The sequence below is a fragment of the Streptomyces sp. CB02414 genome (assembly GCF_001905385.1).
GTDB lineage: Bacteria > Actinomycetota > Actinomycetes > Streptomycetales > Streptomycetaceae > Streptomyces.
The window spans coordinates 46,800-62,454 of the sequence record NZ_LIPF01000017.1 but is presented as its reverse complement, the minus strand read 5'-3'; the positions used below and the strand labels follow the sequence as shown (position 1 = coordinate 62,454).

Genomic DNA, 15,655 nt, shown 5'->3' with positions numbered 1-15,655 from the left:
CGACCGGCATGACCACGAAGCCCCGCGCGGCGGGATATCCCGGCTACAGCGAGACGATGACGCGTACGCCCGAGACGGTGGAGAAGGCGCGACGCTTAACGCGTGTGGCCCTGTGCGCCTGGAACCTGGACGACGCGGAGGACAGCGCCGCACTGCTGGTGTCGGAACTGTTCGCCAACGCCGTCCGGCACGCTCGCGGTGAGTCCGTCCGAGTCATCATCGACCGCCCCGAGGCCGACCGGATCTACGTGGCCGTGGTCGACCGCGCGCCCCGCCAGGTGCCGGTGCTGCGAGAGGCGGCGCCGGACGACATCAACGGCCGCGGACTGGCGTTGGTCGACGAGATGGCGGACCGGTGGGGATACGACCTGATGGGCTCTGGACGCATCCCGTGGGGCAAGCGTGTCTGGGCAGAGATGAAGGTGGCGCGATGAGCGAGACCGAGACCAACACACTGCCGTCGGTCGGCGACGAGGTGGTGGAGGGAAAGACCCGGGCCGTCGTGACCGACGTGCGCGGCGGTGTCGTCTGGCTCCGGCACCTGACGGGCGGCACTACGGAGTGGCCGGCGGAAGACCCGAGGCGGCTGAAGATCAGGCGGACGCGCGCCGAGATGATCGAGGCGGGAGACCTGTGAGGTCCCGTCCCAGCAGCGGGCCGTAGCCCGCACTCGAACCCCGCTGCCCGCGCCACCCCCGTCGGGGGCAGCGGCCGGAAGCGGCGCCCCGGAACCCCACCCGTGAAGGGTTCCGGGGCGCCGCTGTGTTCCAGTTTTCTGGAATGATCCGCCCTCCCGGCCGCACCCGCACGACGACCGACACCCCCGCCCGAAGCCCGGGGCGCCGACCCTTTTTCCTCCCTCCCCGTGGAGGCCTTTCCCAAGGTCGGGGGACGGAGCGTCAAGGTGGAGCGCCCGCACCGCAGGCGCGTCCGTGAGGAACGAGCGGACGGGGCGAGGAGCGGACGTACGACCTTGACGCGGAGGAGTCCGGCCGGACACTGGAGAGGCCGGGGAGGGATGCGTGCACAACGCGAAGGGCCCCGCACAGCGGGGCCCTTGTATGTTCGTTCGTCACGGTCAGGCGGAGACGCTCCCAGCGCCCGCCGCAGCAGTCTCGCCGCTGCCTTCCTGCCCGGGGATCGCAGCCGTCGGCGAGGGCCCCGAAGGCTCCGGCGCGGAGGTCTCCGGCGCCTTCCTCGCGGCCTCCCTCTTCGCCGTCGACCGTCGACCCCGCGGACGACCCTTCGGACGCTTCGCCGGTTCCTCGGCGCCGATCGCCGTCAGCTCCTCCGCGGTCCAGCCCGCCGCCTCCGCCGCGACGAAGGCCTCCGCGTACGGCGCGTCCAGCTCTGCCAACTGCCGCTGAAGTTCCTCGCGCTTTCCCAGGATCTCCGCCAGCGGCTCGAAGGCCTTCTCGCGCGCCGCCTGGGCTTCCCTCATCTTCTGCATGAAGTCGTGTGCACTCGCCATGCCGTGATCGTACTGGCACGACTCGGACGGCGGCCGCGCGGGCGGGCCCATCACCGCAGGCCGCAGGGGTTTTTGACGGGTGACCATGTGCACCGTGTGCGCTTCCGGATGGCATCAGCCACCGGAAGCGAGTTAGTGCAAAGTGGGCCCACTTTGCATGATCCCCGGCTTTCGGCCCACTACTGTGGGCGGCCGGTGATCTTTGGTCCGAGCACGGACCGGGGGTGGAAAGGGAGCGCTGTGGCAGAGCCAGCAGCGGACGGCCAGCGTCGAACCTCCGCGCGTTACCGCGAGCGCGATGCCGACGGCCCGCGCGACAAGAACAAGCGTCTCAAGGTCTCCTACAGCGAAGCCGAGCTGACGATCGTCCGCGAGGCCGCGGCCCGCGCCAACCAGGCCGTCGCCGCATGGGTCGGCGACACCGCCCTGAAGGTGGCTAAGGAGAAGGTCGTGCCCGTCTCGGTTGACGCCCGCGACCTCATCGCCGAACTCATCCAGGCCCGCAATCAGGCCTCGCGTATCGGCAACAACGTCAACCAGATCGCGAAGGCCTTGAACGCCGACGGCAGCGTGAGTGGTGCTCAGGTCGCGGCCACCATGGACGCGATCGTCAAAGCGATCCAACGCATGGACGAGGCGACCCGCCAGGTGATGCGAGAACGACGGCCGCGCGCATGATGCCGAAGAAGGCCCGGGACGGCACCGACACCAAGGGGTTGCTGGACTACCTGTACGGCCCGGGCAAGCGCGACGAGCACACCAACCCGCACATGGTCGCCTCCTGGGACGACCCCTTTGTCGAGGACCCGGCACGCTCGCCGCACATGACGATCTCGGACCTGGCGCTCATTCTGGACGCCCCGGTGCACGCCCTGCTCGGGAAGCGACCGGCCAAGAACGTGTACCACGTCGCGGTGCGCAACGCGCCCGAGGACCGGCTCCTGGCGGACGAGGAATGGGCGCGGGTTGCCCGCGAGATGATGCACGCATCCGGCATCGCCCCGCACGGTGACGACCAGGCCTGTCGATGGGTCGCGATCCGGCACGCGGACGACCACATTCACATCGTCGCGACGAAGGCCCGACAGGACGGTCGGCAGCCGCGGATGCGGCAGGACATCCCGAAGATGCACGCGGCCGCGCGCGAGTTCGAGGCCGAGTTCGGATTGCGTCGGCTGAAGCACGGCGACAAGACCGCGCGGAAGTGGCCGAAGACGGGAGAGCAGGAAAAGGCGGCCCGGCGCGGACTGTCGGAGCCGGTACGCGAGACGCTCCAGCGGACGGTCCGCCAGGCCGCGGCCGCCGCCGCGAACGAGGACGACTTCTTCGCCCGGCTCACCGCAGCCGGGGTCCGGGTGAACAAGCGGGTGGCGCCGGACGGGAACATCACCGGCTACTCCGTCGCCATGCCCGGCGACCGCGACGGCGGGCAGCGTGCGGTGTGGTTTCCCGGCGCCCGGCTCGCCTCCGACTTGTCCCTGCCGCGCGTGCGGGAACGCTGGACGACACCGGTGTCCGTACCGACGGTCGCGCCGGCCGAGATGTGGCAGGAGGCAGAGCGGCGCGTGCGCGCGGCCGCCGACCAGCTCGGCGCGGGCGGGCTGCACCAGGGGGCCGGGGACATCGCCGCGCTCGGCGACCTCATCGTCATCGCCGCGGTGATCTCGCCGCGCATGGTGCGCGACCGACTGAAGGACGCGGCGTTCGAGTTCGAGCGCGCCTCGCGCGTGCCAGGCGACCGTGCGCTGGAAGGTCAGGCGCGCACCCTCTACCGGGAGTCGACGCAGATGTTGTCCCAGTCGGTGGCGGCCGCCGGACGCAGTGACACGGTCGCCGCGCTCGGCTTCCTGCTCGCCCTGGTGACTGCGATCGAGGCCTCCCGTCGGTGGCACGAGGCGCAGGAACACCGGGCCCAGGCGCAGGCCTCCGCGCGGGCCGGTCGACTGCTGCGCGAGGCGGTCGAGGTGACCGCCGGCGCGAGCGCTGCACGTGAGTTCCGGCCGCGTCCGAAGCGCACGACAACCCGGCCGCCGGGAGCCCGCCGGGCACCGGCAGTCTCGGGCGAGAGGCCGATGGCGGGCGTGCTCCAGGAGGCGGTTCCCGAGCACGCGCGTGCGGTGCTCGCGGACCCGGCGTGGCCCGCGCTGCGGACTCGGCTGGCAGCGGTCGAGAAGGCCGGGGACGATCCGGCCGAGGTCCTCACTGCGGTCGCCGCCCGGCGGGAAATGGGATCTGCGGACTCAGTCGCCGAAGTGCTTACATGGCGGCTGGACGGGTGGAGTCGTCAGCGCAGTGCGATGGCGGCGGCCACCGGCAAGAGCCCGACACCGGCGTCCACGGGCGGCACCGGCCGCACCAGTGGCCCGCGCAAGACAGGAGCGCCCGGACCGACACGTCGGCCGCCGGATGACGAGCAGCGCAAGGGCCCGCGACGGGCCCGGTAACGAGGGGAGCGAACATGACGATGCCGACGCCGGAGGAGCGTCCCGGGGAGGCCTTCACGGAGGCAGCCGCCGAGGCAGTGCAGACCTCCGTGATGGCGTTCCGTCTGGTCATGGCCATCGCGGACGCGGTACGCCGGCAGCAGCAGAAGAAGGCGGGGAAGGAGGACGAACTCCCGGACGCCGAGAAGGCGTCGGCGGAGGCCTCGAAGGAGGTCAAGAAGTTCCTCCCGGACGACATCGCGACAGTGTTGCTGGAGGGCGCGGACTGGCCCCAGCTCGCCCAGCAGCTCATGGCGCTCAAGCGGGCCGGGGTGGACCTGGAGACGATGCTCCCGCGCGTCGGCGAGATCACCGTGACGGTGCGGGACCAGGTCGCGGCGAACGCAGAGAAGGTGGCACGCGAGGGCACCGAGGAGTGGGCGAAGGCGCTGCGCGAGACACTGCCGGCGGGACCGGTGCGCGAGGCGATCCTGTCGTCCCCGGCGTGGCCGGAGATGGCGCGGACGATGGCGACGCTGAACGAGCGCGGAGTCGACGTGCGGGCGATCCTGGCGACCGCGCACGAGGAGGGTGTCGGCGTCGACCAGGCGGTGGCCAAGGTGCTTGCGGCGGCGGAGGTGCCGACCACGAGCCGGGACGCGATGCTGTCGTACGGGCCGCTGACGACCGGGTTGGACATCCCTAAGGATCTCGACTTGGGGGACCGTGAGCGGGCTCTTCGGCAGCTGTCCATCGCGCCGTCGGAGAACCAGCGGTTCGCGCGGATGGTGCGCGAGGCGATGCCTGGCGCAGAGCGGGAGGCGGACCTCTTGGTATCGGCGCGTCAGTGGCCGTTGATTGCTGCGCGGATGGCCGACATGGAGAGCAGGGGGTTGCCGGTTACGGAGCACCTGGCCAGGCTGTCGAAGGACACCTCATGGCAGGAGGGTCCGCAGTCGCAGATGGGGCGGCGGCTGGTTCAGGCGGCCAACGACGCGCTGCGTAAGCCGGTCGGTGCGCCGGGGGAGTCGCGGGTGAAGGTGAACACCACCGCAGCTCGGTCGACGTCGCCGAGTGTGGGCCCTACTAAGGCCACGAAGGGGGCGGCACCGGCTACGCCCGGCGTGGCCGCGCACCGTGAGGCAGGGCCTGCGCCGAGGAGTGGCAAGAGCCGGTAGAGCACCGGGCGGGCAGCGTGTGCCGCAGGCCGTTTCTCGGTCTGCGGCACACGTCGTTTCGGTTCAGGGGCGGGTGGCGCCGACGTAGTCGCCCTGCGGCATTGCAGAGGTGAGGGGAGCCAGTTCCACGTGACGACCGGTGCGCGGCGCGTGCAGCACGTTGCCGTCGCCTGCGTACATAGCGACGTGGTAGATGAAGCCGCTGCCGCCGTGTGCCCAGAACAGCAGGTCGCCGGGCTTCAGCTCGTCGCGGGCGACGGCGCGGTGGCTGGTCGCGCCGTACTGCGCGGCGGCTGTCCGGGGCAGCTTCAGCTTGGGCCAGTAGGCGTACTGGATGAGCGAGCTGCAATCGAAACCGACTGTGCTGGACGCGGCGCACTTCCCGTTCTTGTAGCCGTTGTTGCCGTCGCAGAAGCCGACTGAGGGGCCGGCGGGGCCGCCGCCTCCGTAGGCGTACGGGGTGCCCATTCGGGTGGCTGCCTTGCGCAGCGCGTCGGCGCCCGAGCCGGAGCCGGAGACCTCAAGCAGACCCGGACCTTCGAACCGCTTCATGGTTGACAGGATGATGCGGACGTAGTTGTAGGTCTCGCCGTTCGCGAAGGACTTCGGGGGCACGCCGCCGTACTGCTCTACGCGGCCCCAGCCCGCGTTGTACCCGGCCAGTGCGAGGGCTCGCACGTCGCCGGGGTAGCCGGACTTCTCGGCTTGCCTGAGCAGGGAGCACATCATGCGGCCCTGCGCCATGACGGCGTCGCCGATGTCCCAGGGCGAGGCCTCTCCGTTGTTGTCGTCGTCTCGTCCCCAGGTCGCCCAGGTGCCGGGCATGAACTGGGCGGGGCCCTGCGCGCCGGCGTGGCTGGTGGCCTCCGCGCGGCTGGTCTTGAACTTGGACTCCTGGTACAGCTGCGCGGCGAGCAGGGACGGGACCATGGCCGGTTGATCGCAGGCCGCGTCTGCTTTGAGAATCCATTGGCGGAACTCGGCGGGCACGCCTTGCAGGCCGCCGCCCCCGTCGGTCGTCTCGATGGCTTCGGCGTCCTCGTCGGCGATCACCACAGCCACGATCCCGAAGGCCACCAGCAGGACCAGGCCTGTCACTGCGGCGGCAGCCGCAACGAGCACCTTCACGCTATCCCCCCGTGCTGACTCTCTCTTCGCTGTCGTGCCGGTCGTGTGATGTTCCGCCGTACTAGATCACGAGTGGCTTGGCGTGTGCTCCTCCATAGGGTGCGGGGCCGGGCCCGGTGTGTGATCACGGTTCGCGTAGGGTCGGTCACAGCCTCGCGCGGGGGGACTTCGCGCAGTGGAATGCCCTGTCCTGCATGGCGTGCAGCGGAATAGGGCGTCCGTGCGAGGTCTTTGGCGACTCGGGGGTGTGGCTGATGAGTGCGGGCTTTGGCGCGAGGGGAATGGCGGGGGCGCTCACGGAAAACCGGGCGGCCGCCCTTTTAGTGGATCTGCTCCATTGCGGGCCAAGTCTGCGCTGTTCTGCGTTGCCGTAGAGCGACATCTGTGACCTGACCTCCGGCTACGCGAAAATGTTCACCCGTGTCTGACAGTGGGTCACGCTAGCCTCAGTCGTCTCAGGAACCCAATATCGTGACTTTAAACTCAGACACTCAGGGGGAGTTGCGGCGTGACCACCCAACCGGTGATGACAACTCCGAGCGCCGACACACCGGTTGCGCTCAGGTATGCGCTGATGCCTGTCGATGGCAACGGCATTGCGGTGGCGATGGTCGCCGCCATGCTCGACAACGACGCCGGCGGCGCGGCTGCGCGTGTGCTGGCGCCGGGCGAGGTCCTTCCCTACGGGACTGTCCCGGTGCTGGTGACCGACACGACCGTGTACGGGGCGCAGCGCCTGGAGGAGACGTTGCTGCGCTGGGGGCCCCTGCCGAAACCGTGGCTGGTGTGGGTGGCCGACGCGCCCGCCCGTCCGGTACAGGATGCCCGCTTCACCGTCCGGGCCCTTGAAGGGCGTCTGGCCGGAGTCGCGCGCCTTCCGTACCTGCCTGTCCTGCGCGCGGTGAAGGGGCCCGACGAGGCCCTGAAGTACAAGGACGTCCAGACCGCGGCCACGCGGCTGCGGCGCACGATCGAAGGGAAATGACCATGGCATTCCTTGCGGCGATCATTCCGGGGGCGAAGCCGACCCCGATCCCGGGGATGGACGGCCCGGTGGCCGAGATCTTCGGATACGGGTTGTGGCTGCTCATCCTGGCCGGCGTGGGAGGTGTCGGTTTCGGCGTCTACAAGCTGGCCGTGGCGGACAAGTCCAGGAACGGCGGCGGCGCCGAGCCCTTCAAGTGGATGGGAGGCGGCATCGCGGCCGTCATCCTGTCCAGCTCGCTGATCGCCATCCTCAACGGCATCGCAGGCTGAGGCGGCGATGGGACGCACCAGGGGAACGTGGAACACCAAGGGCACCTGGTTCGCGGGCGCCGCGCTCGCGGCCGTCCTCGCCCTGACGGGCTACGCCGTACTCGCCGGTGGTGATGAGGACACGGACACGCCGAGCAAGGGTGGATCAACCCCGAGCGCGTCCGCCTCGCCCGGCCCGTCGGCGACGTACGCGCCACCCAACGACTGGACCGAACCGGAGCAGTGGGCTGCGCTTCCGCGGGGGAAGCGCACCGATGACCGCGGCAGCCAGGTCGGTTTCCCGCACACCACCGAGGGCGCCATCGCGGCGGCCGCGGCCTTCAACACGGTCAAAATCGAGGGCCGCCACGACACCGTCGACGAGCAGCTGCGCATCTACTACTCGTACGTCTCCAAGGCCGACCGAAGCGACGCCCACGCCGAGGAGATCGAGCTGGCCGCGAACCAGACCGACAAGTCCATGCGCCAGGAGATGGGTGTCCCCGTAGGCGGGCCGCTGCCGCCCGGGGCCTACGTGCGTAACACTGTGATCGGCTACAAGGTCGTCCACGCTTCCGACGACGAGGTCAGTGTGTGGCTGCTGTCCCGGACGGCGCAGAAGGCGGGCGAGACGGCCAAGGAAGCCGTCGAGTACACCCGCATCCTGAACGGGGTGGCGTGGGAGGACGGCGACTGGAAGCTGTCCGGAGCGGCCACTCAGCGCGCAATGGGGGACGCGCAGAAGAACGAGCCGAAAATCGTAGCTCCCGGAGATGCCGCCTTCAACGAGGCCGGGTGGACAGCCATCCGGGAGGCGTCGTGATCAGGCGCCGCCTGGCTGCCCTGCTGCTTGCCCTCGTAGCAGTTCTCGGGCTGTCGGTGTCTGTACCTCAGCCCGCCCGGGCGGACGGCCCGATCAGTGACGGGATCGAAGCTGGATGCCGGGTCGCCACTGGACCCGTCCTCGGCACGATCCTGCCCGGCGGCAGCGCGATCCCCGGACGCCCGGGAAGCCTGACCGGCTGGAGCGGCTGCGACAAAGTCGGCGATGTCGGCGAGGAGGTGATCAAAGATTACTGGGACAACATTTGGGAGTCGCTCCTCGGCGACGTCATCAAGTCCGGCGTGGACGTGACGAAGTGGGTCATCAAGAAGACGCTCACCTTCGCCCTGCTGGGGCCCTCAGTGGACTTGGCCGGTACCGGGCTGTGGACCGGAGACACCACACTCGCGGGCATGCTGACCTGGCTGGGGCTGGTGATCGCCGTGGCCGGGGTGATCTGGAACCTTGGCAAGATGGCGCTCACCGGGCAAGGAAAATACGCCGGGCGGGCCATGGCCGGATGGGTCGAAAACTTCCTCCTGTCCTTCCTCGGGGTGTCCCTGTTCGCAACCCTGCTAGTCCTTGGTGATGCGCTGAGTGCGGGACTGGTGAACGAGGTCTTCAAGGACGACGCAGCGGCCTACGACCGGATCGTTGCGGTGATGCTGCCGACCGGCGTGTCCAACCCCATGACGATCCTGTGCATCGTTGTGGTGCTGCTGCTGGTCGGCTTCGTACAGATGGTCATGATCTTCCTGCGGCAGAGCGCGATCCCCATCATCTGCCTGCTGATCCCTGTGGCCGGCGCCGGGCGCACCGGCGGCGAGGCCACGCGCAAATGGGCCCCCGCCCTGATCACGTCCGGCATGGTCATCGTGGCGTACAAGCCGATCGTCGCCGTCATCATCTGCACCGGCTTCGCGGAGTTCGGCGAAGCCAAGACCCTCGCCGAGTGGCTGCGCGGCTGCGCGACGCTGGTCCTCGCTGTCCTAGCGCCCGGCCCGCTCACCAAGATCTTCGCTCCCTTCGGGGCGGCGGCCGGTGCCGGGCTGAGCGCGGGGGGCGCGAGCGGCGCGCTGTCGGCGGCCGCCAGCTACATCGGTGGGAAGAGCGGTGCGAAGGGTGACGACGGCAGTGCCGGAGGAGGAGGCGACCGGCAGACGGACGCCATGCGTCACATGCAGATGGTCGAGCAGAACATGGGCCCCCAGAGCCGGGGGCAGGGCGGCGACGGCGGTTCCGGGGAGGACGGCGGCCAGGGCAGCGACGCGCAGGCGCAGGCCTCCCGCAACGAGGCTGGCCGTGTGCCAGGCCAGGCCGGGCCCGAGGGCGCCCCAGGTGCCGATGCGGCGTCCACCGGAGGGAAAGCGGCCGGATCTTCGAGCGCCGCGGCCGGCGGCGGCACGGCGGCCGCAGGTGGAGCCGCCGCGGGCGCGGGTGCCGTCGGAGCCGGAATCCAGATCCTGGACGGAGTCAACGACGCCGTGCAGGGAGCCAGTGGACAGATGGGCGGAGGAAACCAGCAGTGACAGCCCATGAAGTGCCCCAGACCTTGATGGTCGACGGCTTCAGGGCCCGCCGCAGCTTCGGCTTCGGCGGGCTGTCGCGGACCGCGACGATGCTCGCGGCCGCGGTGCTGACAGCCGACGGCCTGATCGCCACGCAGATGCCTATCTCCCTGCTGGTCACCTTGCCGGTGACCGGCGCGTTCTTCGTGCTGGCCGCCGCCCGCCGACACGGCATGTCAGCCCTGTCCTACTACTGGGCCCGAATGGCCTGGAAGCGGGCGTCACGCTTCGACGCCACCTCCTACCGGCGGCTGCTGCTGCCCCACCCGTACGCCCTGGACCTGCCGGGCGTCGGCGCGAGCAGCACCCTGATCAAGGCCCACGACCCGACGAGCGGACGGGCCGTCGGCGTCGTCCACGACCGGGCCACCGGTTACATGACCATAAGCACCCTCCTGGCGCCGGGCGGCAGCCTCATGGCGCCCACCGGGGCGGTACAGAGCAGCCTGCGGACCTGGGCGTCCGTGCTGGACGCGATGAGCACGGACGAGCAGGTCAAGGGCGCGAGCGTGACCATCCAGATCACTCCCGGTGCCGGTGAGGCCCTCGGGGACGACGTGAAGGCACGCAAGGACCCGGGCGCGCCGAAGCTGGCGAAGCAGGTCATCGACGAGCTGGTGCGCACGACCCCGCACGCGACCGCGAGCGTGGCCCCGTGGATGAGCGTCACGGTGGACCCGAACGCGTCCGCGAACCCGCCGTCGGACCTCGCCGAGCAGGTCGCCGAGGCCTTGCGGGTGGTGGACTCCCTGGACCTGTCCGGCACGGGCACGGACATCGAGCGCAGGGCGACCGACGTCGACCTGCGCCGCGTTGTCCGCTCCGCCTACGACCCCGAGGTGTTCAACGCCCGCGACCGGGAGTTCGAGGAGCTGTCGTGGTCGGAGTGCGGGCCGCAGGCCGCCGACGACGACTGGGAGACCTACGCCCACGACGGCGGAGTGTCCGTCAGCTGGGTGCTGCGCGAGATGCCGCGTCGTCCCATCCCCTACTCCGTGCTGCTGCCGCTGCTGGCGCCCGGCCGCTACCAGCGGCGCATCACCATCGCCTACCGCGTGCTCGACCCGATGGAGGGCGAGGCGGTGCTGGAACGCGAGATTTCCAACGCCCATCAGACGGCGCAGGCCACCGCCGAGGTCAAGGGCCGCGCCAAGTGGTCGCAGCGGGCCGACGCCCAGCGGGCGGAGAAGGCCGCCGCGCAGGTGGCCGCAGGCGCCCAGGTCGTTGACTGGACGCTGATGGTGACCGTCACCGCCCGCAGCACCGCCGACCTGCCCGCCGCCCGCCAGGAGATGACCCGGGCGGTCAAGGCCACCCGAGGCATCCGCATGCGGCCGGCGTACGGCGCCCAGGCCGCCGTGTTCGCGGCCGGACTGCCCATCGGCTACTCACCCTTGGTGAAGGACTGACGAGATGGCACGTAAGCCCAAACCGGTGCCGGTGACCACGCCCCGGCGCGTGGTCAAGGCCGTCGAGCAGGGCCCGACCCGCGAGGAGCGGCAGGCCGAGAAGAAGCTGAAGAGCCGCTTCGCCCCGAGGCGCGGTTGGGGCGGACGCTTCGGTGGCCGCGTGCCGGTCGAGGACACCGGCACCGTCTACACCGGGCCGACCAGCCAGGCCGGCGGCATCTACCCCTTCCTCCTGGGGTCGGGTCTGCCGCCGCGCGGCGTGCCCGTCGGCCGCGACCTGTTGACCGGCGAGCTGGTGTGCATCGACCCCAGCGGGTGGACGGGCAAGCTGACGACCAACCCCGGCGTGTGGGTCATGTCCCAGCCGGGCGCGGGCAAGTCCGCGCTGGTCAAACGCATGTGCATGGTCTACTCGGCATACGGGTTCATGACGTGCGTGCCCGGGGACGTCAAGGGCGAGTACTCCGACATGATCCGCGAACTGGGTGGATCGGTGGTCCGGATCGGTGACGGCATAGGGCGCCTGAACCCCCTGGACAGCGGCCCGCTGAAGGGACGCGTGCAGTCGCTGACGGCGGAACGGCGCGAGGCCCTGCTGGACGTCCTCAACGGGCGCCGGCTGGAGACGCTGGTCGCCCTGCTGTCGACCAAGCACGGCCTCGGCAGGGCCCCCGACGAGGTCGAACGGTCGGCGCTGGACACGGCCGTGCAGGTCGCCTCCGCCGCCCAGGAGTCGGGCAGCGACCCGGTGGTCGCCGACGTCGTGCAGGTGCTGCGGGCGGCACCCGAGGAACTGCGGACCAAGCTCGCCGCAGACGGCGAGCGGTACCAGGACCTGACGCGAAGCGTCATCGCCGGACTCGACAACCTCATCAGCGGCCCGCTGAAAGGCCTGTTCGATGGCCCCACCACCACTCCCCTGGACATCTCCGCTCCGGCGGTCTCCGTGGACATCTCCGCCCTGCGAGCCCGCGGAAACGATGTGGTCAGCGCGGGCATGATCGCCACGTGGGCATACACCTACAGCGCGATCGACAGCGCCCGCAGCATCGGCATGATGGACCGCTCCCTAGTACTGCCGATGGACGAGATGTGGCGGGCCCTGCGCTCCGGCCCCGGCTTGGTGGACGCGATGGACGCCATCAGCCGCCTGAACCGCACCACCAACGACGTGACGATCTACGTCACGCACTCGCTGCTGGACGTCGAGGCGCTGCCGACGGAGACCGACCGCGCCAAAGCACGGGGCCTGATGGACCGGTGCGACACCTGGGTGATCGGCGCGTCCTCCGAGGAGGAACTGCGGCGGGTCACCGGCAAGCGGTCCCTCACCGAGCAGGAGCGCATGATGATCGGCTCCTGGTCCTCGGCCACCAGCACCGGACTCGACATCGACCCCACCTACGACGACGCCGACGGCACCGCGCCCCTGGAAGAAGAAAGCGCCCGACACCCGGGCCGCGGCAAGTACCTGATCAAGATCGGCACCCGGCCCGGGATCGCCGCAGCGCTGGAGCTGACCGGCACCGAGCTGCGGCTGTACCGCACGGACAACAACCGCCGCAGGATCACCGCCACGGGAGGTGGACGCGCATGATGACGGAGTCCGACCGGGCATGGGCCGCCGGGGGCATTCTCCTCGGTGGCGCCGTGACGCTGTCCGTGTCGACATGGGCCGGTGGAGCCGCCGGCGCCGTGCTGACCGGGGACGAAGCCGCCCCGTTCCCCACCTCCCTGGTGGGCGCCTTCCAGATGGCCACCGACTGGTCGACGGCGTGGCCGCACTCACAGACCGCGTCCGTCGTCGGTGCCACCGTCGCGGACCTGGCCGTCCTGGTCTTCCTCGTGTGGGGGCTGCGCTGGGCCTTCCGATGGTTCCGCAACCCGTCGAGTCTGGCGACGCTGCACCAGGTGCGCGAGCTGACGCCGAAGCACGCGGCCCGTACCGCCACGAGGCTGCGCGCTTCGCTGAAGGAGAGGAAGCCGTCCGATCTTCCGCCCCGTGACCGGGGCGTGCTCCTCGGGGATCACGTGCCGTCCGGCATCGAGCTGCGCGGCAGCGACGAGGACACCTACGTCGCCATCATGGCGCCCCGCGCGGGTAAGTCGACGTCGCTGGCCATCCCGGTGGCGGAGGAGGCCCCCGGCGCCCTGCTGATGACGTCGAACAAGGCCGACGTATACGCCGCCACCCTCGGGTCGCGTGCGAAGGTCGGTGACACCTGGGTTCTGGACACCCAGGGCGTGGCCCAGACCGAGCGCCACATGTGGTGGGACATGATCGCCCAGGCGGAAACGCTGGAGGGCGCCGAACGCCTGGCCTCCCACTTCGTCAACCAGATCACCAGCGAGCAGGCCGACCCGTTCTGGAGCCAAGCGGCGGGCGACCTGCTGGTGGGCCTGTTCCGGGCCGCGTACTGGGAGGGCGGCAGCGTCCGGGACGTCATGAAGTGGCTGAGTGATCCGAAGGAGAAGGCTCCGTTGCGCGTTCTGTACGCGAACGAGCCGGTGCTCGCCGAGCAGGTGGACAGCTCCATCAACATCGCGGAAGAGACGCAGTCCGGGATCTATCAGAATGCCCGAACCGCCGTCAGTGCCCTGCGCGACGAGAAGGTCCTCGCGTGGGTCACCAAGGACGACCGCAACCGTTTCCCGCGGTTCGACCCCGAAGAGTTCGCCCTCAGCAAGGACACTCTCTACCTGCTGTCGAAGAAGGGCGGCCCCGCCTCCGCCGTGGTGGCCGCCCTGGCGGACGCCGTGTTCACCGCCGGCGCCGAAGCGGGCGAACGCCACGGCGGCCGCCTGCCCGAGCCGATGCGAGCCGTCCTGGACGAGGCCGCGAACATCTGCAAGATCGCTGACCTGCCCGACCTGTACTCCCACCTCGGATCTCGCGGGATCACCCCGTTCGTGATCCTCCAGAGCTACCGGCAGGGCGTGAAGGCGTGGGGCGAGGTCGGCATGGACTCGATGTGGTCGGCCGCCACGAAGAAGATCATTGGTGTCGGCATGGACGACGCCAAGTTCGCCCAGGACGTCAGTACGTTGACCGGGGCGCACTACGTCGAGCGGGGCTCGTACTCCAAGTCCAAGGACGGCGGCAGCCGCAGCTGGTCCGAGCAGCGTGAGCAGGTCCTGGACCCGGCCGAGATCCGTGCCATGAAGAAGGGCACGGCCCTGCTGCTGGCCACCGGCATGCCGGTCGCGCAGATCAGCCTGCGCCCCTGGTACGCCGAGAAGCTGATGGCGCACATCGGCCCGCAGATGAAGGCCGAGGAGCAGGCCATCACCAAGCGCGCGGTCGCCGCGTACGAGGAGCGAAAGGCAACGCGCAGTGGCCGATGAGCCCGACGAGACCCCGGAGCTGGACGTGCCGGTCGGCATGTTCGAGGACATCGAAGACCTCAAGGCCCAGGTCGCGAACCTGACCGCCCTGGTCAAGAGGCTCACCGGCAGCGAGGCCGGTGAGCCGGGCGAGGCCTCCGCCGACGACGGGCAGGCGCCGGCCGACGGAGAGGAACTCGACGGGGCAGAAGACGACGAGGAGTGGAAGTACCCGCCGTTCATCCTGCTGCTCGATCCCCCGGAGTACGACGACGAGCTGCGCGCCCTGGTCGAGTGGGTCGAGGGCGTCCTCGTCCCCGGCTACCTCGCCGAACCCAGCGCCGATGCCCGCTGGTGCCACCTGTGGTTCGAGCACCCTGTCGCCGTCGCCCGCCTCCACGCCTGCTGGCTGGCCTGGCAGGAACTCACCGACCCCGCCACCTGCGGCTACACCGGCCCCAGCGTCTGGCACCGCGACCACCTCGACCCGTGCTTGCGCGAGCTGCGCGGCTCCAGCGGGCCGTTCGCCGGATGTACCAAGGGTGAGCACCAGATTGACCACCGCCTGCCCGGTCTGGTGCCCAGCGCCTGGACGATGGAGGAGGAAAGTAGCTCCGGACGGACTCGATAGCGAGCGTTGTGCTGACGCAACGCCAAGGAGGCAACTGTGCTCTGCGGATACGAGGCCCGCGCAGTATGGGCCGACCTGCACCGCCTCGGCCGGCGGCTCGCCACCCGCCTCGGAGGGGGCCGTGGATAACCTCGCCACCGTCCGAGCGCAGGAGTACGAGAAAACGTACACCGAGCTGATCGAGGTGGCCGCACGTCTCGACATGCTGCGTCGCTTGGCAGGAAACGCCGTCGATGCGCACGCCACCGCCGCCATGCACGCTGTACGGTTCGCCGCCACCATCCTTTGGCCCGTCACCCCCGAAGGCACGCCGCCGCCCGGCTTCCGGCACGACACGGCATGGCAGGTCCAGCTGATCGCCAACTGGCGAGAGGCAGCCCTGGGAGTCGGCGCGTTCGAGCCGGAGCGTCCTGCACTTCACCTCGTCCGGGACGACCAGCCTTGAGATGTTGGCGGCCGGACGT

At 70.2% G+C, this 15,655-nt stretch carries 16 protein-coding genes; 14 read left to right on the top strand and 2 right to left on the bottom strand.

What is annotated here, in order from left to right; genetic code table 11:
- Positions 1-8 precede the first annotated feature (8 nt).
- Together AMK11_RS36025 and AMK11_RS36020 are read left to right on the top strand one after the other, a co-directional pair.
- Positions 9-434: an ATP-binding protein gene (locus AMK11_RS36025; RefSeq protein WP_241847175.1), complete on the top strand. Its 426-nt coding sequence runs from the start codon at positions 9-11 to the stop codon at positions 432-434.
- Entirely contained in the window at positions 431-637 is a 207-nt protein-coding gene (locus tag AMK11_RS36020; protein WP_073732346.1) for a hypothetical protein, read from the top strand. The genes AMK11_RS36025 and AMK11_RS36020 overlap by 4 nt, the downstream gene beginning before the upstream one ends.
- Before the next feature lie 441 nt (positions 638-1,078).
- On the opposite strand, the gene AMK11_RS36015 is transcribed toward AMK11_RS36020, so the two are convergent.
- Positions 1,079-1,471, bottom strand: a complete 393-nt coding sequence (locus AMK11_RS36015; protein ID WP_143194620.1) for a hypothetical protein — start codon at positions 1,469-1,471, stop codon at positions 1,079-1,081.
- A gap of 240 nt (positions 1,472-1,711) precedes the next feature.
- On the opposite strand from AMK11_RS36015, the gene mobC reads away from it, so the two are divergent.
- From mobC to AMK11_RS36000, 3 genes are read left to right on the top strand one after another with little or no spacing between them, the layout of a single operon-like run.
- Positions 1,712-2,149 carry a plasmid mobilization relaxosome protein MobC gene (gene mobC, locus AMK11_RS36010; RefSeq protein ID WP_073732344.1) on the top strand — a complete coding sequence of 146 codons (438 nt, stop codon included), beginning with the start codon at positions 1,712-1,714 and terminating at the stop codon, positions 2,147-2,149.
- A complete protein-coding gene (locus tag AMK11_RS36005) occupies positions 2,146-3,915 on the top strand; it encodes a relaxase/mobilization nuclease domain-containing protein (RefSeq protein WP_073732343.1) in 1,770 nt (589 codons plus the stop codon). The genes mobC and AMK11_RS36005 overlap by 4 nt, the downstream gene beginning before the upstream one ends.
- A gap of 14 nt (positions 3,916-3,929) precedes the next feature.
- Positions 3,930-5,072, top strand: coding sequence for a hypothetical protein (locus AMK11_RS36000; protein ID WP_079187916.1), 1,143 nt, complete (start codon positions 3,930-3,932; stop codon positions 5,070-5,072).
- A gap of 63 nt (positions 5,073-5,135) precedes the next feature.
- Here AMK11_RS36000 and AMK11_RS35995 read toward each other — a convergent pair whose 3' ends face one another.
- The gene (locus AMK11_RS35995; RefSeq protein WP_073732342.1) at positions 5,136-6,200 is read right to left on the bottom strand and encodes a C40 family peptidase; all 1,065 of its coding nucleotides are present in this window, start codon (positions 6,198-6,200) and stop codon (positions 5,136-5,138) included.
- A gap of 508 nt (positions 6,201-6,708) precedes the next feature.
- On the opposite strand from AMK11_RS35995, the gene AMK11_RS35990 reads away from it, so the two are divergent.
- The 9 genes from AMK11_RS35990 (at position 6,709) to AMK11_RS35950 (ending at position 15,636) form a co-directional block, all read left to right on the top strand.
- The gene (locus AMK11_RS35990; RefSeq protein WP_143194618.1) at positions 6,709-7,185 is read left to right on the top strand and encodes a hypothetical protein; all 477 of its coding nucleotides are present in this window, start codon (positions 6,709-6,711) and stop codon (positions 7,183-7,185) included.
- A 2-nt stretch (positions 7,186-7,187) separates the two neighbouring features.
- Positions 7,188-7,457: a hypothetical protein gene (locus AMK11_RS35985; protein ID WP_241847174.1), complete on the top strand. Its 270-nt coding sequence runs from the start codon at positions 7,188-7,190 to the stop codon at positions 7,455-7,457.
- Positions 7,458-7,464: 7 nt separating this feature from the next.
- Positions 7,465-8,259 (top strand): hypothetical protein, encoded by a 795-nt coding sequence (locus tag AMK11_RS35980; protein ID WP_073732339.1) that lies wholly within the window; start codon positions 7,465-7,467, stop codon positions 8,257-8,259.
- Complete coding sequence (locus AMK11_RS35975; RefSeq protein ID WP_073732338.1) at positions 8,232-9,788, top strand: hypothetical protein; 1,557 nt, start codon at positions 8,232-8,234, stop codon at positions 9,786-9,788. The genes AMK11_RS35980 and AMK11_RS35975 overlap by 28 nt, the downstream gene beginning before the upstream one ends.
- Positions 9,785-11,236 (top strand): SCO6880 family protein, encoded by a 1,452-nt coding sequence (locus tag AMK11_RS35970; protein WP_241847173.1) that lies wholly within the window; start codon positions 9,785-9,787, stop codon positions 11,234-11,236. Before AMK11_RS35975 ends, AMK11_RS35970 begins: the two co-directional genes overlap by 4 nt.
- Before the next feature lie 4 nt (positions 11,237-11,240).
- The gene (locus AMK11_RS35965; protein ID WP_073732337.1) at positions 11,241-12,833 is read left to right on the top strand and encodes an ATP-binding protein; all 1,593 of its coding nucleotides are present in this window, start codon (positions 11,241-11,243) and stop codon (positions 12,831-12,833) included.
- Positions 12,830-14,581 carry a type IV secretory system conjugative DNA transfer family protein gene (locus AMK11_RS35960; RefSeq protein ID WP_073732336.1) on the top strand — a complete coding sequence of 584 codons (1,752 nt, stop codon included), beginning with the start codon at positions 12,830-12,832 and terminating at the stop codon, positions 14,579-14,581. The genes AMK11_RS35965 and AMK11_RS35960 overlap by 4 nt, the downstream gene beginning before the upstream one ends.
- On the top strand, positions 14,571-15,191 hold the full coding sequence (locus tag AMK11_RS35955; protein WP_241847172.1) for a DUF4913 domain-containing protein: 621 nt from the start codon (positions 14,571-14,573) through the stop codon (positions 15,189-15,191). The genes AMK11_RS35960 and AMK11_RS35955 overlap by 11 nt, the downstream gene beginning before the upstream one ends.
- 121 nt (positions 15,192-15,312) lie before the next feature.
- A complete protein-coding gene (locus tag AMK11_RS35950; RefSeq protein ID WP_073732335.1) occupies positions 15,313-15,636 on the top strand; it encodes a hypothetical protein in 324 nt (107 codons plus the stop codon).
- Positions 15,637-15,655 lie beyond the last annotated feature (19 nt).